Annotated in this window: 19 protein-coding genes; 8 read left to right on the top strand and 11 right to left on the bottom strand. The window is 48.1% G+C overall.

Annotation, left to right across the window (positions count from 1 at the left end):
• Positions 1-24: 24 nt before the first annotated feature.
• Entirely contained in the window at positions 25-1236 is a 1212-nt protein-coding gene (locus tag GVI43_RS11130) for a Tm-1-like ATP-binding domain-containing protein (protein WP_159566934.1), read from the top strand.
• Positions 1237-1245: 9 nt separating this feature from the next.
• A complete protein-coding gene (locus GVI43_RS11125; protein ID WP_159566933.1) occupies positions 1246-2076 on the top strand; it encodes a phosphoenolpyruvate hydrolase family protein in 831 nt (276 codons plus the stop codon).
• Positions 2077-2279: 203 nt separating this feature from the next.
• Here the strand turns inward: GVI43_RS11125 and GVI43_RS11120 are convergent, their stop codons facing one another.
• Positions 2280-2558, bottom strand: coding sequence for a YdgH/BhsA/McbA family protein (locus tag GVI43_RS11120; protein WP_159566932.1), 279 nt, complete (start codon positions 2556-2558; stop codon positions 2280-2282).
• Positions 2559-2929: 371 nt separating this feature from the next.
• Here GVI43_RS11120 and GVI43_RS11115 point away from each other — a divergent pair, with 371 nt between their 5' ends.
• The 3 genes from GVI43_RS11115 (at position 2930) to speD (ending at position 5224) form a co-directional block, all read left to right on the top strand.
• Positions 2930-3286 carry a YacC family pilotin-like protein gene (locus tag GVI43_RS11115; RefSeq protein WP_159566931.1) on the top strand — a complete coding sequence of 119 codons (357 nt, stop codon included), beginning with the start codon at positions 2930-2932 and terminating at the stop codon, positions 3284-3286.
• A 236-nt stretch (positions 3287-3522) separates the two neighbouring features.
• Positions 3523-4380, top strand: a complete 858-nt coding sequence (gene speE, locus GVI43_RS11110) for a polyamine aminopropyltransferase (RefSeq protein WP_159566930.1) — start codon at positions 3523-3525, stop codon at positions 4378-4380.
• Positions 4381-4423: 43 nt separating this feature from the next.
• Entirely contained in the window at positions 4424-5224 is an 801-nt protein-coding gene (speD, locus tag GVI43_RS11105) for an adenosylmethionine decarboxylase (protein WP_159566929.1), read from the top strand.
• Between the two features lie 65 nt (positions 5225-5289).
• On the opposite strand, the gene tyrA is transcribed toward speD, so the two are convergent.
• Both tyrA and GVI43_RS11095 read right to left on the bottom strand, forming a co-directional pair.
• The gene (gene tyrA / locus GVI43_RS11100; protein ID WP_159566928.1) at positions 5290-6411 is read right to left on the bottom strand and encodes a bifunctional chorismate mutase/prephenate dehydrogenase; all 1122 of its coding nucleotides are present in this window, start codon (positions 6409-6411) and stop codon (positions 5290-5292) included.
• Between the two features lie 118 nt (positions 6412-6529).
• Positions 6530-7603: a 3-deoxy-7-phosphoheptulonate synthase gene (locus GVI43_RS11095; RefSeq protein WP_281351007.1), complete on the bottom strand. Its 1074-nt coding sequence runs from the start codon at positions 7601-7603 to the stop codon at positions 6530-6532.
• Positions 7604-7848: 245 nt separating this feature from the next.
• Here GVI43_RS11095 and btsR point away from each other — a divergent pair, with 245 nt between their 5' ends.
• Both btsR and GVI43_RS11085 read left to right on the top strand, forming a co-directional pair.
• Complete coding sequence (gene btsR, locus GVI43_RS11090; RefSeq protein WP_159566926.1) at positions 7849-8565, top strand: two-component system response regulator BtsR; 717 nt, start codon at positions 7849-7851, stop codon at positions 8563-8565.
• A 71-nt stretch (positions 8566-8636) separates the two neighbouring features.
• On the top strand, positions 8637-8999 hold the full coding sequence (locus GVI43_RS11085) for a DUF2799 domain-containing protein (RefSeq protein ID WP_159566925.1): 363 nt from the start codon (positions 8637-8639) through the stop codon (positions 8997-8999).
• Positions 9000-9042: 43 nt separating this feature from the next.
• On the opposite strand, the gene pspE is transcribed toward GVI43_RS11085, so the two are convergent.
• The 7 genes from pspE to guaB all read right to left on the bottom strand — a co-directional run bounded on the left by pspE (position 9043) and on the right by guaB (position 17472).
• Positions 9043-9363 carry a thiosulfate sulfurtransferase PspE gene (gene pspE / locus GVI43_RS11080; protein WP_159566924.1) on the bottom strand — a complete coding sequence of 107 codons (321 nt, stop codon included), beginning with the start codon at positions 9361-9363 and terminating at the stop codon, positions 9043-9045.
• Positions 9364-9448: 85 nt separating this feature from the next.
• On the bottom strand, positions 9449-11605 hold the full coding sequence (locus tag GVI43_RS11075) for a hypothetical protein (RefSeq protein ID WP_159566923.1): 2157 nt from the start codon (positions 11603-11605) through the stop codon (positions 9449-9451).
• Positions 11592-12833 (bottom strand): DUF3142 domain-containing protein, encoded by a 1242-nt coding sequence (locus tag GVI43_RS11070; protein ID WP_159566922.1) that lies wholly within the window; start codon positions 12831-12833, stop codon positions 11592-11594. The genes GVI43_RS11075 and GVI43_RS11070 overlap by 14 nt, the downstream gene beginning before the upstream one ends.
• A 421-nt stretch (positions 12834-13254) precedes the next feature.
• Positions 13255-13551: a NadS family protein gene (gene nadS / locus GVI43_RS11065; protein WP_159566921.1), complete on the bottom strand. Its 297-nt coding sequence runs from the start codon at positions 13549-13551 to the stop codon at positions 13255-13257.
• A gap of 34 nt (positions 13552-13585) precedes the next feature.
• Positions 13586-13903, bottom strand: a complete 318-nt coding sequence (locus GVI43_RS11060; RefSeq protein ID WP_159566920.1) for a type II toxin-antitoxin system RelE/ParE family toxin — start codon at positions 13901-13903, stop codon at positions 13586-13588.
• Between the two features lie 332 nt (positions 13904-14235).
• On the bottom strand, positions 14236-15813 hold the full coding sequence (gene guaA / locus GVI43_RS11055) for a glutamine-hydrolyzing GMP synthase (RefSeq protein ID WP_159566919.1): 1578 nt from the start codon (positions 15811-15813) through the stop codon (positions 14236-14238).
• Between the two features lie 195 nt (positions 15814-16008).
• On the bottom strand, positions 16009-17472 hold the full coding sequence (guaB, locus tag GVI43_RS11050) for an IMP dehydrogenase (RefSeq protein ID WP_159566918.1): 1464 nt from the start codon (positions 17470-17472) through the stop codon (positions 16009-16011).
• A gap of 168 nt (positions 17473-17640) precedes the next feature.
• Between guaB and xseA the strand changes: the two genes are divergently transcribed.
• Positions 17641-19002 carry an exodeoxyribonuclease VII large subunit gene (gene xseA / locus GVI43_RS11045; RefSeq protein ID WP_159566917.1) on the top strand — a complete coding sequence of 454 codons (1362 nt, stop codon included), beginning with the start codon at positions 17641-17643 and terminating at the stop codon, positions 19000-19002.
• Positions 19003-19086: 84 nt separating this feature from the next.
• On the opposite strand, the gene GVI43_RS11040 is transcribed toward xseA, so the two are convergent.
• Complete coding sequence (locus GVI43_RS11040) at positions 19087-21402, bottom strand: tetratricopeptide repeat protein (protein ID WP_159566916.1); 2316 nt, start codon at positions 21400-21402, stop codon at positions 19087-19089.
• Positions 21403-21452 lie beyond the last annotated feature (50 nt).

The raw sequence follows: 21452 nt of genomic DNA, 5'->3' as shown, positions 1-21452 counted from the left end.
TTCTGATGCCAAGGAAGTGTTAAAATGAAAAAGAAATCTATTTATATCGCCACAACTTTTGATACTAAAAGTGAAGAGGCTTTGTACATTCGGGACCTTATTATTGCAACTGGCCTTTCGGTCACCACCGTTGATCTGTCTACCAAATATGTACAAAACCATTTTGGTGCAGACCTGTCGGCTCAAGACGTTGCTGCATTTCATCCACAGGGTGTTCAGGCCGTATTTTGCGATGACCGAGGTAAAGCCATGGTTGCAATGGCATTAGCCTTCGAGCACTTTATGCTTTCTCGTGACGACATCGCTGGCCTGCTTGGCTTGGGCGGGTCCGGCGGAACCGCATTAATTACCCCGGCAATGCAAACATTGCCCGTGGGCCTACCTAAGCTGATGGTTTCAACCATGGCATCGGGCGACGTTTCCAACTATGTTGGAGCCAGTGATATATCCATGCTCCACTCCGTCACCGACATCGCCGGGCTAAATCGAATATCCCGCCAAGTATTAGCCAATGCAGCCCACAGTATCGCCGGTGCGGTGAAATTCGTGGTACCAGAAGCTAACAATGAAAAGCCTGCTCTCGGATTAACTATGTTTGGCGTTACCACGCCGTGCATGCAGGCAATTTCAGCCAGTCTGTCAGACCAGTTCGATTGTCTGATCTTCCACGCAACCGGTACAGGAGGCGCTGCCATGGAGAAGTTGGCCGGTAGCAACCTGTTGGATGGCCTGCTGGATATTACAACCACCGAAGTGTGTGACATGATGTTTGGCGGCGTACTGGCCTGTGGCCCTGAACGTTTGGACGTGGTGGCTAAAACTCAAATCCCTTACGTAGGCTCCTGCGGTGCTCTGGATATGGTGAACTTTGGTAACCCGGACTCTATTCCGGATCGCTATAAAGATCGCCTGTTCTACCCACACAATGCTCAGGTCACGCTAATGCGGACGACTAAAGAAGAAAACCAAAAAATGGGAGAATGGATCGGCCATAAGCTGAATGCCTGTGAAGGTGAAGTTCGCTTCTTAATTCCTGAAGGCGGAGTTTCAGCGTTAGACGCTCCGAATCAATTGTTTTGGTCACCAGAAAATGACGCTGCGCTGTTTGAAGCCTTGGAAAAGACAGTAAAACAGACCGATCGCCGTCGCTTAATCCGCGTTCCCTATAATATTAACGATCCACAATTTGCCGAAACGGCGGTGGCTCAATTTAAAGAAATCTGGAATAAGAAATAAGGAGTCTATATGCCACGTTTTTCTCGGGAAGTACTATTACAAAAATTCCGCACCATGATTGCGCGTAAAGAGCCGATTATCGGCGGTGGCGCCGGTACCGGGCTATCGGCTAAATGTGAAGAAGCCGGTGGCATCGACCTAATTGTTATTTATAACTCAGGGCGCTACCGTATGGCCGGACGCGGTTCATTAGCGGGTTTACTGGCTTATGGCAACGCCAATGAAATCGTTATGGATATGGCCAAAGAAGTGCTTCCTGTCGTGAAAAACACACCGGTTCTGGCTGGCGTTAACGGTACTGACCCATTTGTTAACTTCGATGTTTTTCTGGATGAGGTTATTCGAACCGGTTTTTCCGGAGTACAAAACTTTCCGACCGTTGGCCTGATTGACGGTAACTTCCGCGCCAATTTGGAAGAGACCGGAATGGGTTATGCCTTAGAAGTCGATATGATTCGCCTAGCCCACCAGAAAGGACTACTGACTACGCCTTATGTCTTTAGCGAAGCCGATGCCATCGCCATGACGGAAGCTGGCGCCGACATTATTGTTACCCATATGGGACTAACGACCGGCGGTAATATCGGTGCAGAAACTGCAATAAAGCTACCCGACTGCGTTTCTATGATTAACGCTTGGGCTAAGGCGGCGAAGTCCGTGCGAAAAGATATTATCGTGCTTTGCCACGGTGGCCCGATTTCGTCACCTGAAGATGCACACTATATTTTAGCTAACTGCCCCGACTGCGATGGTTTCTATGGCGCAAGCTCGATGGAGCGCCTGCCAACAGAAGTGGCGTTAACAGAAACTACCAGTCAGTTTAAGAAAATTACTCGCTAATTCAGAAATGATGAATGCCCGCCTAACGTTCAGCGGGCAATATTCTACTAGCCGAGAGGAAACGGAAATATGACGAAGTGCTTCTAATTTAGACGGGCTAAGCGCTGGTTAAATTCCAAGAAGAAATGCCCGAAGAAGTTATTCCTAGGCATTTTAACTTTTTGATCTATGACTTCTTTTTATTCATGACTTCTCTTGATCTATTACTTATATATTTCAGCAGAAACACGCCAATATGGCGAGGTGTCATAAGATTGAACGCCAATCACCCGAAAGTAGGAAGCGTTTTGCTTCTCTGCTTTATCTCTAATCGCGGCTACCGCTTCATCCAGCGTATCGACAGCCACCGAAGCACCGATCACCCCCATACTCTGCAATTGCATTTTCTCTGCCTGCTGAGCGTTCTGAATCTCGGTAATCGCATAAGCCGTATTGATGGTCAGAACGACTATTATCCCCGCCAGTAAGGCCGATATCTTCATTGTTTTCTCCGTCAGGCATTCGATCCCAAAAGTTTGTCTATTTATAATACGCTCGATGAAGAAAAATATGGCGGTATTTATTATACAAAAGCTCAAAATTGTCGCTGTCTTGTACTCCCCGGCAGTGACGACAGCTTCACGTTGAATGCCCCAACGATTGCGTTTTTATTGCCTGTCTCACCACACATCAATACTTCACGTTACAGTATGTACGGTGCCGTATCTTCAATATGAGATCGGGTTAATTCATTGATCTACATTAGATTTAATAACCCGGAAAAAACGGGGGACGTTTAGCTAAACATAAAAAGATTTGTCATCGCCAAACTGTATGGTAACGTCAACACATTAATAAAAATATTGCTGACGTAATGAAGAAAAAATCCCTATTTAATATCGCGCTATTGCTGTTACCTCTTCTCGGGTTTTCAGCAACCTGTCAGGCTCTTACCGAAGCAGAAGCAGAAGATCTAGCCGACCTTACTGCCGTATTTTTCTACCTAAAGAGAGAATGCGGATATAACGACCTTCCGGTTCCGGAAATTAAACGAGCATTGGTCTACTTTGCTCAGCAAAACCGCTGGGATTTGAGTAACTATGATCGGATCGATATGGAAGCATTAGGCCAGTCCAGCTATAGCGACCTTAGCCAAATTCCTATTGCTAAAGATCGTAAATGTGAAGCCTTAGCAAAAGATTCATTTGGCGTAATGAATTACAAGAAATAAAGGGAAGCCTTTGCGCTTCCTTTTACCTGTCAGCAAAGCTGGTTTAATTTAGTTTCAGCGTAAATTCCCGTCTATTCCAAAAACATCCCTACTTTATTGCCACCGCGCGGCTACCCACAAATTTCTATCTATCTTGCGGACCAAAGCCTCCGCGTCCCATTAATCGTGCATATGTGAAACGAGTTATCTATTATACTTCGCTCATCTTTTTTGTACGGTCTTAAGGAATTACGGTTATGTCCACCAAAGAGATCTGGTTTGAAACCCTCCACAACGGATTTGGTCAGTTTTTCTCTATCGATAAGACTCTGTATCACGATAAAACCGAACATCAGGATCTGATCATTTTTGAAAATGAAGTGATGGGGCGAGTGATGGCCTTAGATGGCGTAATACAAACCACTGAACGCGATGAGTTTATCTATCACGAAATGATGGCCCACGTTCCTATCATTGCTCACGGTAGAGCTAAACGCATTCTGATTATTGGCGGCGGCGATGGCGGAATGCTGCGCGAGGTATGCAGGCATCAAAGCGTTGAGCAAATTACGATGGTTGAAATTGATGCGAACGTCGTGGAATTTTGTCGTGAATACCTGCCAAACCATAGCGCCGGGGCTTATGAGGATCCGCGTTTTAATCTGGTGATTGAAGACGGCGTCAACTTCGTTAACCAGACGGATATGAAATTCGATGTGATCATCTCTGACTGTACCGACCCTATCGGGCCCGGAGAAAGCCTGTTTACCTCCGATTTTTATCAAGGCTGCGCCCGCTGCCTCAATGAAAATGGCATTTTTGTCGCTCAAAACGGCGTGTGCTTTTTACAGCAGGATGAAGCCGTCAGCAGCAATAATAAGTTATCCAGCTATTTTGAAGACGTTAGTTTTTATCAGGCCGCCATTCCAACCTATTACGGCGGAATTATGACCTTCGTCTGGGCAAGCCAGAATGCATTACTGCGTCAACATGATTTATCTATTTTGCAAGAGCGCGTTAGCAAATCCGGCATCCGGTGTCGCTATTATAACCCAGCGATTCATGCGGGCAGTTTTGCCCTGCCACAATATTTACAAGATGCATTATCCCAATAATACTATTAGATCATTGAACCAATAAATATGGCGGTGCACCCAATTGAATAAGCTAAGACTACACGGCTTTAATAACTTAACCAAAAGCCTGAGTTTTTGTATCTATGACATTTGCTATACCAAAACGGCCCATGACAGAGACAGATACATTGCTTATATCGATGAGCAGTACAACGCTAACCGATTGACTGAGATCCTGACCGAAACCTGTTCAATCATCGGCGCTAATATCTTGAATATTGCACGTCAAAACTACGATCCGCAGGGAGCCAGCGTCACTATTCTGATTAGTGAAGAACCAATGGCCCCAAGCTTAGCCGATCAATCGGAAAATGCCTGCCCGTTGCCGGACGCTATCGTCGCCCATTTAGATAAAAGCCATATCTGCGTTCACACTTATCCTGAAAGCCATCCTGAAAACGGACTATGCACTTTTAGAGCGGATATTGAAGTGTCAACCTGTGGCGTTATCTCTCCGCTAAAAGCGCTGAATTACCTCATTCACCAGCTAGAGTCCGACATCGTCACGCTCGATTATCGGGTGCGCGGATTTACCCGTGATATTAACGGCATGAAGCATTATATCGATCATGAGATTAATTCTATTCAGAACTTCATCAGCGAAGATATTACTTCGCTCTACCAGATGGTCGATGTGAACGTGTATCAGGAAAATATCTTCCACACCAAAATGATGCTCAAGGAATTTGACTTGGACCATTACTTATTTAATGCCAAGCCTGAAGACTTAGATCCAAACGAAAGGCTGCATATAACCAAACGCTTACGCAAAGAAATGCAAGAAATTTACTACGGTCGAAATATGCCAGAAATCATCGTCTAGCCAGTAATAAGCAAAGGGCCACAAACGTGGCCCTTTGCAAAATCAGCTATCGGCGAAAACACCCTTTACTGTCGGCTATCATTGGCCTGACGTAACAATGTTCTACTTTCATTTAAGAAACGTGGCGCATAGTCACCAAACCAGTTTTTTATCTTATTGAACTTCTCAATAAACTCCGCTTTATTGCTGTTATCCAGCAGGCTAATAGCCTCACCAAAACAGGCATAATAGCGCTTGATCAGGGCAATGTTGTCTTCAGAGGACATAATAATGTCCGCATACAGCTCGGCGTCTTGAGCAAACAGTCGGCCAATCATTGCCAGTTCCAAACGATAAATAGGAGATGACAGCGCCAGCAATTGCTCCAGCCGTACGTTTTCCTGAGACAGATTTAAACCATAGGTAAAAGTAGCAAAGTGGCGCAATGCTTGAATAAACGCCATGTTCCGATCGTGTTCAGCAGCACTGATAGCGTGCAGCTTCGCCCCCCAGACCTGAAGCTGCTGCAGTAGCCACTGGTAAGTTTCTGGCTGGCGCCCATCGCAATAAGCAATCACCTGTTTAGCCAGACTACCCACGTCAGGGCCGAACATCGGGTGCAGACCCAGAACGGGACCATTGTGCACTTCCAGCATTGCCGCCAGAGGTAATTCTTTAACCGATGCTAAATCCACCAAAATACAATCATCTGGCAGCTTAGGTAACCGGTGAATAACCTGCTCAGTCGCGTGAATGGGTACGCTGACCATCACCATTCCGGCACCGGATAATATGGTATCGGCCTCGGCCCAGTCATTTTGTTCCAAAACGCGCACCTGATAGCCAGAAAGCTGAAACAGCTTACTAAACAGTTGCCCCATCTTTCCCTGACCGCCAATAATAACGATCGGGCCGATTTGCGGGCACAGCATTTTGAAACCTTTATCATTTTCACTGGTGTACGATTCACGCATTATCCGGCGTAATACGTCTTCAATTAAATCTGGCGGAACGCCCAAGGCTTCGGCCTCTTTACGACGAGAGGCAAGCATGCTGACTTCACGTTCAGGGACATAAATCGGTAAACCGTGATGACTCTTCACTTCCCCTACTTCGGCCACCAGCTCTAACCGCTTAGCCAGCAATTTCAGCAGCGCTTTGTCAACTTCGTCTATTTGATCGCGCAGAGCCGTTAATTCAGCCACCATAACTAGTCTGTCTCCTAAAAATAAAATCCGACTTTTGCCTTTAATAAGCACTTCGTCGCCCTTAGGCGACGAAGTTCGGTCATATCTTAATATATCAATAAATGCACAGACATACAGCTTACTGGCATACCAACTCTGCCGTTTTCAGGTTCTGATGGACTTTGCGCAATAACGAATCGGTGGTTTCCCAGTTAATGCAAGCATCGGTGACTGAAACGCCGTAGATCATACCAGCGCGCGGCTGTTCAGATGACTGGTTACCTTCATGAATATTGCTTTCTAACATAATGCCAATGATAGAACGATTGCCGGCTTTAATCTGAGCCAGCACTGAATTCACCACGTCAGTCTGACGGCGAAAATCTTTATTAGAATTACCGTGGCTGCAGTCAATCATCAAAGAGGCATTCAGGCCGGCTTTCGCCATCTGCACTTCACACTCTTTCACGTGCTCTGCTTCATAGTTCGGCGTTTTACCACCGCGCAGAATAATATGACCGTCAGGATTGCCCTGGGTCTGTAACAGGCAAACCTGACCTGACTGGTTAATTCCCATAAAACGGTGAGGCATAGAAGCCGCTTTCATCGCATTAATCGCAGTTCCTAAGCTACCATCAGTACCATTTTTAAAACCAACCGGCATCGACAAGCCAGAGGCCATTTCACGATGAGTTTGTGATTCAGTAGTACGAGCACCAATCGCCGACCAGCTGAACAGATCGCCTAAATACTGTGGGCTGTTAGGATCTAACGCTTCAGTCGCCAGAGGTAACCCCATCGCAATCAGCTTGAGCAAAAGCTGACGGGCAAGATGCAAACCATGCTCCATATCAAACGAGCCGTCCATATGAGGGTCGTTGATCAAACCTTTCCAGCCCACGGTAGTACGCGGTTTTTCGAAATACACACGCATAACGATAAACAGGCTATCTTTGGTTTCATCGGCCAGCTTTTTGAGCCGTGCCGCGTACTCTAAAGCCGCTTCGGTATCGTGAATTGAACAAGGGCCACAAACCACTAACAGGCGCTTGTCCCGGCCGTGTAAAATATCAGCAATAGTCTGGCGAGCCGCGGTAATCTTGGCTTCATCATTCAAGCTCAATGGATACTTTGCTTTAAGCTCTTCCGGTGTGACTAAAATTTGCTCTGCACTTATATTGACGTTATTTAATTTATCTTTCTGCATGATCATTTTTATTCCTTAAACCATCGAACCCAACGATGATAAAACACCTAATTATGGAAGAGATTAGCACAACCAAACTTAATGTAAACTTTTACATCCATAAATGTAAACATATTTTTACTAACAGCTCCATTTCACTAAAAAGAGCACGATATTAAGCTCACTTTTTTCTGCTCTGGTTAGATAACCAGCCTCGACCATTCGCAGTTAATGCAGCCCATGTTAAACTATAACAAATTGGTGGAGGATACATGCTTAGAGCGATTATTGTTGATGATGAACAGCCGGCCCGAGAAGAGCTAGCGGAGCTTCTCGGAGAAGTTGAAGATCTGATCATTGTAAGTGAGTGCAGTAACGCTTTAGAGGCTATTCAGGCCATTCACCAGCTCCAGCCTGATGTGGTGTTTTTAGATATTCAGATGCCCAGAATTAGCGGGTTAGAGATGGTCGCCATGCTCGATCCGCTCACCATGCCCCATATTGTTTTTACCACCGCTTACGATGAATATGCCATTAAAGCATTTGAGCAAAACGCCTTTGACTACCTGCTAAAACCCATTGATTACCAACGCCTGTTAAAAACGGTTAAACGGCTAAACAACAGCATATCCGTAAACAATAATATACACCTCGCTATGAATATCCCCTTAAAGCATATTCCTTGCTATGGCCACAACCGCATATTTCTCCTTCGGCTAGACGAAGTTGAATATCTCAGTTCAGAGCTCAGCGGTGTACACGTTGTTGGCATTAATCAAAGCGGCTACACCCAGTTAACCCTAAAAATTCTGGAAGAGAAAACGCCCTATGCTCGCTGCCATCGCCAGTATCTGGTTAATCTTGATAGGATAAGTGAAATCCAGCTAATGGATAACGGTTCGGCTGAAGTGATAACCCGTTCAGGTAAACGTATCCCGGTTAGTCGTCGCTATTTGAAACAGCTAAAAGAACAGCTGGGCATTGTCTAAACCCATTGATTTAATCGAGTGAAAGCTGGTCGCGTGACAGGCTCTATTCTCTAACTCATTAAGGCTCCACCATGACCTATACGCTCGTTTTAACGCTAACCCTTCTGCTAACCGGTTGCACAGTTCAACACTCAGGCAGCGTTGAGAATGCCGATAACGCAGCACCTGTGTCTAAATGGTTTGATATCGGCTATGGTGAAGCGATGGGTGGAAGCGGCGTAAAAGAAAATACTACGCTGGCTGAATGGTATGGTGAAGCAGAAATAAACCGCCAAGCTTATCTACAAGGATATGCCAAAGGGCAGCAGGAGTTTTGTTACCCGGAGAATATTGTTAGTTGGGCCAACGCAGGCAAAGACTACCCGGCAAGCTGTGATAACGTGGCTAACGCTCAGGAGCTAAAGCACCAATGGCAACAGATAGTAGATAAATAACCGAGGATCCGCCGTATTGATATAACGGCAGCCCTCTGCGGCTCTATTTATGAGCTTTTAAGCGCTGTTTGATGCCATCGATTCCACCTTCATTCAGCACGTTGGTGTACCCCATATCGAGTAACTCTTGCTTAGCAAGCCCTGACTGGCGGCCCGAATTACAGTAGAGATGCAGCGTATCGTCTTTATTCTTGACCCGATTAGCAATCTCACCCTTTAGCTGCTTGAGCGGAATATTAATCGCCCCATCAAGATGCTCCGCCTCATACTGCGGAGGAATACGGACATCAATCCAGTACTCTGCCGCTAGCGCAGAGGTAGAAGCGAATAGCAACGTTATCGCCATTAAACATGTTTTGAGCATAATTACCCCTTCCTGAAAAGCGTTATCCACCCAACGCATTAATGTAGATTACTGCACGACTTCATTTTCTGGCAACCGTCAGAGATCAACGCTTCACGATAAAATCAGGATCCGGGCACTGATAGCCAAACTGAGGCGCCCAATCAAAAGCGGCACCGTTTTTAATATAGCGCTGATACAGCTTTAGCCCGCCTTTGCGATCCCGGTTAATAATCCAGCCGGTTGCTTTACACAATACTGCGGCATAAGCCTGACTTTTTGGCGGCAGAAGATCGGCTGATTTCACCGCTAAATCAACCGCCTTCCAGCGATAATGAAGATAATTATTATTGGTTTTCGGTAATTCCGATTTTGCCCTAGAGGCCTCAGATGCACTAATCCAGGTTTTGGCTTTCACCGATTTGAGACCGGCCTGTATAGCACTGCCCTGCGCTGCCTCATCGAGCAGCCAGCTATTCCTACGTTTACGGCCAGTATCATAGCTATCACCAACGTATGAATAGTCCGCACCGTAAATCGCATAGTCCGGCGTCATCTCATAGCTGATTAATTCTACCCCCTGATTACGCAGCAAAAGCGCCGCCTGATAGTAAGCCTGAGCGCGGGTTAACTTATCTGCTTTTAGGTTATTAGCGACCTTGAGACTGTCGATATACTGTTTCGCCCACTGCTGATGGCTTGCAAACTGAAAGTAAGCCAGCGCGTCATCATATCGCCCTGCTCGCATCAGGCGACGGGCCAGAACTTCGCGTAGTTCAACCGCTGGCGCGACGCCCATGCCGTAATAGTAGTCTTCTTCGGGGCCTTTCTTAATTAACTCAGCAACCGCCGGAACATTTTTATCCACAAAGCCTTTTAGCTCATCAAGGGTTAATACCCGCTCGGCAATATCCATCACGTCGGCCCGATAAACCTCATTGCTGCGATAAAATAACTCCATAGCCTGAAGATAATCACCGCGGTTGAGCGCCAGAATACCCTGTTCACCGGCTACCCGACAGGCCGGTGGCATATTGTAACTCACCGTTCCTTCATCAATATCTGGGGTATATCCCCAAAGTTCACTGGCCGGAAATCCAGCGGCCGCTTTAGCATAGGCCACGGTAGCCGCTTTTTCATCGCCACTGCGCAGCGCCATTTTTGCCCGCAGCCACCAGCTTAGTGCGCTATCACCGGAGCTTTTCAGCAACGCGGCTGCCATATCATATTCGCCGGAGCGGTAAGCCAAAGCGGCCAAGCGATCGCTGCCTTTAAAGCCGGTACTCGCCGATGAACCAATTAAGGCTATTATCTTAGCGGTAATTTTAGGCTTTTCGCTCTCTCGCTCGTAATCCAGCCAGCCCCAGTTATTGGTAAACAGCTGGATTGTCATCAGTTGTTGCACTAACGGGTCTTTAATGGCCTGTACCACAAGATGTTCATTTTTTGGGTTCATCAGGGTACTAGAAATATAGCGAAGCGACCGGCTGCCGGTATAGTCCCCCTGAGCGGCCTGCTGGGCATAAAGGTGAGTAGCAGTCACCATATCCCCCAGCCAGATATGGACTCTCGCTTGCTGCCCAAGGCTGCTGAGAGATAAGGAAGTTTCATCAGCCTCACCGTTCTTAACTCTATCAATCACCTTCTGGAACGCGGCCAGCGCTAACCTTAGCTGGGCTTCATCCGGTCGATGGATGGGAGAGACACTGGAGCCATCCTGATTCTCCGTGGAATAGTCGCCCATCAATGCGCGCCCCAGAGAATATTGAGCATCCAGACCATAAAATTTCTGCTCATTGCTCGGCAAAGCCAGTACCTGATTGAAATAATCGGCGGCACTTGGATCCATCAGCTTAAAAGCCACTGCGCCGAGAGTGTACAACCGCTCTTCCGCGGTTAATCCTTTGCTCAATGCATCGGCCTGCTCGAGGCTATTACTGGCGCGCATTTGATCGATAACATCTGACGTCTGCCGTTCTTGGTCGGACATCTGCGCTCTGGCTTCCTGCGTAGATATTTCAACCGTTTCCTTCTGGAGCGGTAGTTGTTTATCAACATCGACCAACCTACCCGCTTCAAATAAAAAGTTCCCTTCTGGCATATACAGCAACGTACTATTACGGTCGTCCAACAGGCGGACAACAAAATCCGGGCCACAGGCATTAACCGGAACGGAAAGCGTAAACGATGCGGCAATCAGCAGGCTTAATGGCAGTGGTACTCGGCGGTGAGATTTTTTGACTAATAATTCAGGGCGTAACATGAATTTCTCCTTGGTCAATTTGAGTACAGCGAACCCATCCAATAGCCTGGCTTTGCCCTGCCCGTAGCTGCTGAGAGTGAGTACGGATAAAGCGTAACTGCTGATTATCGGCGTTCAATTGATAGTTACCAACCGCATCGCCAATCTGACACTTGCCCGCAGGCAATGTAATTTCGCTAGGCAGAACGCCATCTATTTGGCCGGTATTACGCAATATCAGGTTAAATAATGAATTAGTCTGGTTGGATTGATCGGGCTGAGCCTGTAGCTCAACGACCCATTCAGAAGCTAGTGGCTGCTGAAGAATGACCGCTTTCAGCGTCGACATTGACCATGCTCGCCGATCGCTTTCCAACGGCAGGCGAAACCAAACCAAGCCTTTCAGATTCGGCGTTTGTTGTTGCCTGAGCTGAGATAAAAAGTCAGCCATCGCCTGAGGCGCTACGGACAGCTCTTGCATCTGACCGGCAATGCGCACCGGGGCCTCACTCTCAACCAAAGGTTTTTGGTCTTCATAGCCCGCCAGCCCCATGCCGTAAGCGGGTAAAGCAACGTAAAATGGTTTGGCCGTTAGCCTGGCGTAACGCTCGATCCAGCCAGCGGCAAGGCCTGCGTCAAATAGACCTTTATCCGGTGAAAGAACCGCGTGCACCTGTAATACCGAGATATCCGCCTGTTGTAATAACGCAGGTAAATCAGGGGAATTAATCCACGTTGGCAGCGCAGTAAGGCTTAACTGTAGATCTCGCGGCAGCTTTGTGCGAAGTAGCTGAATAAACTGCTGATAGTCCCTCAGCTTTGAGCTGGCAGCATCGTAGTCAACCTCAACGCCGGTAACGGTTAAGCCTGCCCGCCGCCATTGCTGTAGCTGGCTTAATAAATTGTCATACACTAGCGTCTGGTCAATGTTTGGCAGTTGGCCGTCAAGACGGACCACCAGCCAAACCGGCCGCCCATCTTGCTTGAGCAATTGAGCGTCTACTGCGATTTTACGGATGACTTCACCGCGATTTAGCTGCAGCCCCAAAATACGTAACCCAGAGAATAGATCGTGACTTTGTTTAAGCGCATCGTGGTGCTGCGGCGTCCAGACTCTCTGCCAGACATAGGCCTGTTGATCCCAGAAAGAAGCATTGGCTGGCCGCTGAGAATTTTGATTTTGGTCGTAGCCAATATACATCCCGAGTAGAAATGCGATTACCCCAAGGAAAATGAGTACAGATTTCATATCTATCAGCGCAATCCTGGCAAAGCGAGCATGGTATTGTTCATAAGATACCTTAGTCACACGGGCCAATCCATACGAATAAATTATGACAATTATTCAATACGGAGCGCCAGCAGATCTATATGGTCGAATACAATCCAGAACACAATATTGAGCTAATAGTTGGGCAAAAAAGAGCTGGAACGGACCATCCGTATGGGAGATTTATCAGGAATATCAGCATTCCGATCTGATGTTTCTGTTTGCTGGTAACAGTGACAACCGTCATCATACGGTTTATCCCCCGCGACCACGGGGAACACTCGGCCAGAATAGTAACTAGATTGCTTTATGGATACTTTGGTCTAGGCCCAAAATATGTCTAATATATCGATTAAATATCTAGCAAAACAACAGTGCACCCACGGAACGGGTGCACCAATTATGCAACTTTAATCTGATTAATAATAAAAGGATTAGCCTGTAGCAAAATAAGCAATTTACGGGCCGCTCCCGTAGGTTGACGACGCTTAGTTTCCCAGCTTTTCACAAGGTCATAGCTGACACCCACAGCTACAGCAAAATCTTGCTGTATTAACCCGGTAGCCTCGCGTATCGCCTTTACATCAATCTCGCTAAAAGTATGAACATGCTCCGGCTTCGGCGTCTGTTCACCCTTTTCAATTCTTACCATCTCTTCTGCACTGGCCAGCAGATCGGCAAACAGTTCGTCTTTCATGTACACCTCGCTCGTCTTGCGCGACAGATATTTGCTATGTCAGTTGATTAGATAACTGTTCAAGGGCTTTCTTCTGCCCTTCAGTTAAATTATCCTGCTCATTCTTTGGATATATCAGAGCCAGATAGATACGCCCTCTGCTTGTCACATTATAGTAAATGACCCGCACACCACCGCACTTTCCCATTCCCGGACGACTCCAGCGGATTTTACGAAAACCTCCGGTACCAGAAATAGTATCTCCGGCCTCAGGATTATTAATCAGCTCTTCCTGAAAAGCCCAAAATTCATCGTCAGGTAACAATTCTTGCCGCCGCTTACTGAAACCTTGCAGCTCAATAAAAGTAAACATCAGACTCCCTGACTTATGATTACCTAATTGATATAATCATACATGTACCACGTACACTAAATCAAGTTATTCATGTACGGAGTACACCTTCAAGCCACTCGGCCAATTTCGCCAACCGCGCTAGTGCTATCAAAACAAACTTGTTTCATTATAACCGCAGGCAAAATGGATTATTCCCCCATGTTAGAATTTTTTACACTGTCAAAATTACCATCTGAAATAACGGATTGTCGCTAATCAGCGCTAACGGTAAAAAATAAAAAAACCGCCAATAAATCAAGGCGGTTAGTATTATTTTTAATGGCTATAAACAGCAAAAAACAGAGATAAAATCATTCCCACTCAATCGTCGCCGGTGGCTTGCCGCTGATGTCATAAACCACCCGTGAAATACCGTTAACTTCGTTAATGATCCGGTTAGAAACTCGGCCTAAGAAATCATACGGTAGGTGTGCCCAGTGGGCGGTCATGAAGTCGATGGTTTCTACCGCACGCAGTGAAACGACCCAGTCATATTTACGGCCGTCGCCCATCACGCCGACTGAACGTACCGGTAAAAATACGGTAAAAGCCTGACTGACCTTATTGTACAAATCGGCTTTATGCAGTTCTTCAATAAAGATGGCATCAGCGCGGCGCAATAGGTCGCAGTACTCTTTTTTCACTTCGCCCAGCACGCGAACGCCTAAGCCCGGGCCCGGGAACGGGTGACGGTAAAGCATGGCGTACGGCAGGCCCAGCTCTAAACCAATCTTACGAACTTCATCTTTAAACAGCTCTTTTAATGGCTCAACCAAGCCCATTTTCATTTCTGGCGGTAAGCCACCGACATTGTGGTGAGACTTAATCACGTGGGCTTTACCGGTCGCCGAGGCGGCGGACTCGATAACGTCAGGATAAATAGTGCCCTGAGCCAGCCACTTAACGTTAGACTGCTTGGTTGCCTCTTCGTCAAACACTTCAACGAATACGCGACCGATGGTCTTACGCTTGGCTTCAGGCTCATCAATACCGGCTAAAGCGCTCAGGAATCGATGCTCGGCCTCAACGTGGATAATGTTCAAACCGAAGTGGTCACCGAACATTTCCATTACCTGGGTAGCTTCATTTAGGCGCAGCAGGCCGTTATCAACAAATACGCAGGTCAGGCGCTTGCCGATTGCGCGGTGCAACAGCATGGCAGTAACGGAAGAGTCCACTCCGCCTGACAAACCAAGAATCACTTCATCTTCACCCACCTGCTCACGAATACGCTCAATGGCGTCATCAATGATCGTTGCCGGCGTCCAGAGCGCTTCACAGCCGCAAATATCCAGCACGAAGCGTTTTAGCAGATTCAGCCCTTGATGAGTATGGGTTACTTCCGGGTGGAACTGAATGCCATAAAAGCGTTTATCTTCATTGGCCATAATGGCGAATGGGCAGGTTTCTGTGCGGGCAACGGCTTCAAAACCGGCCGGGATAGCGGTGACTTTATCGCCGTGGCTCATCCATACGTCAAGCTGAGGGCGGCCTTCGGCAGACAGGCAATCTTGAATATCGCGGATAAACTCACTCTGCGCCACGATATCAACCTTCGCGTAGCCAAATTCACGCTCGGTAGAACCCTGAACCTGACCACCAAGCTGCATCGCCATGGTTTGCATGCCGTAGCAAATGCCTAAAACGGGGATACCTGCGCTAAATACGTATTCCGGCGCGCGCGGACTTCCGGCTTCAGTGGTACTTTCAGGACTACCGGACAAGATAATGCCGGTTGGCTGAAACTCACGAATTTGTGCTTCGCTAACGTCCCACGCCCATAGTTCACAATAAACGCCGATTTCACGTACGCGGCGGGCAATTAATTGAGTGTATTGAGAACCAAAATCCAGAATCAGGATACGATGCTTATGGATGTTTTTTGACATGAATAGCTTTCCAAAAACGGTTGTGGGTGGCCTGAACACAGGCCGGACTGGGAATTTTCAATATTATAGCCGCGTTGGCAGAGGGATTACGAGAGCTGAATCTGTTGTTCAGACCCCCGTATCTTATTTATATCTTAAACAATTCAAGCTTCAGGTACGTTGGCTGCAGCTTGAAATATAACGGATATATCTAAATCAGCCCATGCGGTAGTTCGGTGACTCTTTAGTGATGGTCACATCGTGCACGTGGCTCTCTTGAATACCGGCACCGGTAATGCGCACAAACTCAGCTTTAGTGCGCAACTCCTCAATAGTACCGCAGCCGGTCAGGCCCATGCATGAGCGTAATCCACCCATTTGTTGGTGAATAATCACTTTCAGCAAACCTTTATAAGCAACCCGACCTTCGATCCCTTCAGGCACTAATTTGTCTGCCGCATTGTCAGTCTGAAAATAGCGATCCGATGAGCCTTTAGACATTGCGCCCAAGGAGCCCATTCCGCGATATGACTTAAATGAACGACCTTGGAAAAGCTCAATTTCGCCCGGAGACTCTTCCGTACCGGCTAACATTGAACCGACCATCACGCAGGATGCACCGGCAGCAATGGCTTTAGCTATATCGCCGGAGAAGCGAATCCCACCGTCGGCGATAACCGGAATGCCTAAGTGACCAACCGCGTCTACCGCATCGGCAATGGCGGTAATTTGCGGAACGCCAACGCCGGTAACGATACGGGTAGTACAGATAGAACCCGGGCCGATACCCACTTTAACCGCGTTAACACCGGCTTCAACTAAAGCCAGCGCGCCGGCAGACGTCGCAACGTTACCGCCGATAATTTGCAGGTCAGGATAAGCCGCGCGGGTTTCACGAATGCGCTGTAATACGCCTTCAGAATGCCCGTGAGAAGAGTCAATCAGTAACACGTCAACGCCGGCTTCCACTAGCGCAGCAACGCGCTCTTCGTTACCACCACCGGCACCAACCGCAGCGCCAACGCGTAAACGACCGTGCTCATCTTTACAGGCATTGGGTTTACGTTCAGCTTTCTGAAAGTCTTTAACCGTGATCATGCCGCACAGGTGAAACTGGTCATCGATAACCAGCGCTTTCTCAACGCGTTTTTCGTGCATTTTCTGGAATACAACTTCGCGGGTTTCACCCTCTTTTACCGTCACCAGATTAGTTTTCTGAGTCATCAGCGCGCTGACTGGCTGATCGAGATCGGTAACGAAACGCACGTCACGGCCGGTAATAATACCAACCAGTTCGTTGTTTTTACCAACCACCGGATAACCGGCAAAACCGTTAATTACCGCCAGTTCTTTAACTTCACGCACGGTGGTTTCAGGGGTAACGGTAATCGGATCGGTAACGATACCGCTTTCATGTCTTTTTACCCGGCGAACTTCTTCCGCCTGGCGTTCAATAGACATATTTTTATGGATAAAACCGATTCCACCTTCCTGAGCAAGCGCAATAGCCAGGCTGGCTTCAGTGACGGTGTCCATCGCGGCTGAAAGCATAGGAATATTCAAACGAATTGTTGAGGTCAACATCGTCGATAATTCAGCAGTATTTGGCAGCACGGATGAATGGGCAGGAACTAGTAGGACGTCGTCGAACGTTAGAGCTTCTTTAGCGATACGTAGCATGGCAATATCTCACCGACAGTGGGTTAGAAACAGATAAAATATTGCAGTGGCATTATACAGAGCCAAGCCCTCTGCCGCCACACATTTCTCAAATAAAACTTGATTAGCCCGTGCACCTATGTAGTATCGCTAAATTACGTCTTTGTTTTAGAGTTTGATCTCCGTCACATGTTAACGCCAGCATCGCCCCCAATTTTCACCGTTAGCCGCCTGAATCAGACGGTCCGTCAGCTATTGGAAATGGAGATGGGCCAGATCTGGATTTCAGCCGAGATATCAAACTTATCTCAACCGTCTTCTGGCCACTGGTACTTTACGCTAAAAGATGACCGGGCTCAGGTGCGCTGTGCGATGTTTCGCACCGCTAATCGCAAAACCACGTTCCAGCCGCAAAATGGCCAGCAGGTTTTAGTTCGGGCAACCATTACCCTTTATGAACCACGCGGCGACTATCAAATCATTGCGGAAAGTATGCAACCAGCCGGAGATGGCCTGCTACAGCAGCGTTTTGAGCAGTTAAAGCATCGGCTGTCTGAAGAAGGGCTATTCGACCCGCAGCGCAAACGCTCTCTTCCTTCACCGGCCAACTGCATCGGCGTTATTACCTCAAAATCTGGCGCTGCTCTGCATGATATTTTACAGATCCTCCGGCGACGCGATCCTTCGCTGCCGGTAGTGATTTATCCAACGACCGTTCAGGGTGTGGATGCAACCTTACAAATAGTTAAAACCATTGAGCTGGCCAATCAGCGTAACGAGTGTGATGTGCTCATTGTTGGCCGCGGCGGTGGATCGCTAGAAGATTTATGGTGCTTTAACGAAGAGCTAGTCGCCAGAGCAATTTTTAACAGCCGAATCCCGGTAGTCAGCGCCGTTGGCCATGAAACCGACGTGACTATTGCTGATTTCGTCGCCGATTTACGGGCACCCACGCCGTCCGCGGCGGCTGAAATGGTCAGCCGTAATCAGCTAGAACTGGTGCGCCGTTTACAGTCTCAGCAACAGCGGCTGGAAATGGCAATGGATTATTTCCTCTCTCGCCAGCACCAAATCGTTAACCGCTTAGACAGCCGGTTACAGCAACAGCACCCACAGCTACGTCTGTCACGCCAGCAAACGGCGTTACTAAAATTACACAACCGTTTAGAAGATGGTATCCAGACCCAGCTACGGCTAAACATTCGTCAGGCCGAGCGTTTACAACAACGTTTAGCCCAAACCCAGCCGCAGGCGCGTATTCATCGTTATCAGCAGTTGCTACAGCAGCGCCAGTATCAACTACAACAGGCGCTAGAACGCCAAATGAACGCAGCCAAACAGCGCTTTAGCATTAGCTATTCACAGCTGGAAGCCGTTAGCCCGCTAGCAACGCTCGCCAGAGGCTACAGCGTGACCAGCGCACCGGACGGAACCGCGCTGAAAAAGACTAAACAGGTGAAAGCCGGTGATGTACTAAAAACCCGGCTGAGCGACGGATGGGTAGAAAGCAGCGTGAACCATGTGACAAAATCTACAAAAATTTTGTCATAAAAGACCCCTACCGAATATAGCGGCAGAGGTTCAGATTAATTCCCCATGGTCGAACTAAAACGAGCGTTAGCGGAAAAAGCCAGGTTATAGGCTATAACGGTCAACCACTCCCCGATGCCTTTCTACATCCGCGGCATCGGCTTCCTCTGCCAAAGTCAACCAACACCAATCGTGCTGCCAGTTCTGGGTTAACGCCCACATTTTGGCGTTAATTTCTGCCGGAGTCACATTTTCCGGCGCAGCCAGATAAAAATAGATGCCATCCAGCGGTTCACCATCGGGATCCTGTGCGTCACTAACCTGATAATCGGCCGAACTTCTGATGCGAATTTGCCACCCAAGCTGCTCGATAGCATCAACAAAAGTTTGATACTGCTCTTCGGTTGGCATTACGCCATCGACAAACCAGCTATCGCCGAAATTCCCTCGTTTTAAGGTATGTACCACCCGATAAACCGCGGTGTACTCTTTACGTTCCTCTTCATCTTCCGGCGGGTTTTCCAACATCCCGGCATCAATAACCACCACGTCATTAAAGCATTGCGTACCGTTCGGAGCCGCCAATTGCATAACTCTGGCCGTTACAGGGCCAATAAACTGACCGTAATATTCAACCTCTTCGTCACGGTCTTTTATACGTAAACGAACCCAGCCCCAATCTTCATTAATTTCCCCTTCACCCGGCGCCAGCTTGATATCCAGCCGTTCGGCCGTTTCACGCACTAAATCCCAACGTTCGGCAGCGCTGGCCGCGGTCATTAAATCCCAAAGGGTATTGCTCGGGTCGTCCAGCTGCTTAGCCAGTTGCTGATAACATTCGATAGCCTGTTGAAATGACTTTTGGTTCATCGATGCTTCAGCCAGCAGCATACGTGGGCCGCGATATTCCGGCGCAGCCTCAATCATTTGCTTACACAGCCGTTCGACTTCAGACCAGTTTTCCCGATGCTGCGCCTGCTTAATCAGGCACCACAGCGCTACGGCAGGTAACATTGGCTGATATATGTCGGACAGCCTGACAATTTCAGCCTGACTCTGAGGGTCCAATTTATCATCCAGCAGGATATCCAGCAGCCGGTAAGCAAGCGCTGACTCTACAGACGGATGCGTCGAAACGTACTGCCAGAGTAACGTTTTAGCCTGAGTCATTGCGCCGCAGGCCACTAGCGCTGATGATGCCATTTCAATCAAATCTTCATCATCAGGCCGCTCCAGAGAGGCTTGTACTAGCCACTCGGCCTCCTCTTCCGGATTACGCGACTCATCCTCACCGGTCCGTTGTTCCAGCCAGCTCAGAAGCCGATCTGCAGGCACCGGCAAACGGGTATTGTCATTAGCCTGCTCGATGGCAAGCTTTAGGCTGTCTAAGAGTAAATCTGCGCCCCGAACCTTATTTAACTTAGGTAGATGCTGATAACCAATATCCAGCGAACGCCGTGCAGTCCATACCGCGCCGCGGGCCAGAGCCAGTTGAGCATGCCAAACGGCCAGCGTGATGGTATGCCGGTGGGCGCCAACGCTACTCACGTGATCTAACATTTTTTGAATCAGGCCGCCCAGCTGCCAAGTATTTTTATCCGGCGAGTTCTTTAGCAGCAGCTTATTGGCATCGGTCCAATCCATATAGAATTCAGGAACCAGAGCTGACCATGCGGGAATGGCTTCTAACGCTTCGTCATCACGGCCTAACCCTGCCAGACATCGGGCCTTTAGCAGGTTGCGAAACTGGCGGTTTTTCTGCCATGGGTAAGACTTTGCGACTTCATCCGTTTTTTCAATCAGTTCCATTGCGTCAGAATAACGCGCCATATTCAGCAGGGTTTTAATCTGAAAGTTATGGATAGACAGGCAGTCATCGGAGGTCGTGGTAGTGACTTTTTCTTCCTGCTGACGTAAAAATGTCAGCGCATCGTCAGCGTGGCCGTCGTCAAGCAGCGCTTCGGCATATTCACACGAAAGGCAGTGAAAACAGTTCCAACTGGTGTCGATCCGCGCCAATGTCTCTTCACACACCGCAATACGTTCATTTACCCAGCCCGGACCGTCAATGTTGGCATAACAGCCGGCCAGATCCTGCGTCACGCACACCGACTGCGGGCATTCCATAGTTTCAGGACGATGGGCAAACTCAAATAGCTCAACCGAGGCCGCCAGCGCGGCTTCTCCTTCAAGGCGACTGCCAACGCGGTTACGCAAGTCCCAGTGGCGAACAAATACCTCCAGCCATGGGTTTTTCAGACTTCGGCTCAGCGCCAGTACCTCAGGAAATAAGGCGTCGGCTTTATCGATATTCAACTCTGCAACGTCATCCGTGAACCTATCGATGATCCGGGCAGCCTCACCTTGCCCGGCTGCTTTCAGATCGTCTTCTAATTTATTAACCCAGTTCCAAATATCCATTTGTTATCCTGTCATTAGCTTTATTGATACCCACCTTCCGCGGGCAGCCG

The organism is Budvicia diplopodorum (genome assembly GCF_009800925.1).
Classification (GTDB): Bacteria; Pseudomonadota; Gammaproteobacteria; order Enterobacterales; family Enterobacteriaceae; genus Budvicia; species Budvicia diplopodorum.
The sequence above is the reverse complement of the archived record's forward strand: the minus strand, read 5'-3'. Positions and strand labels throughout refer to the sequence as shown.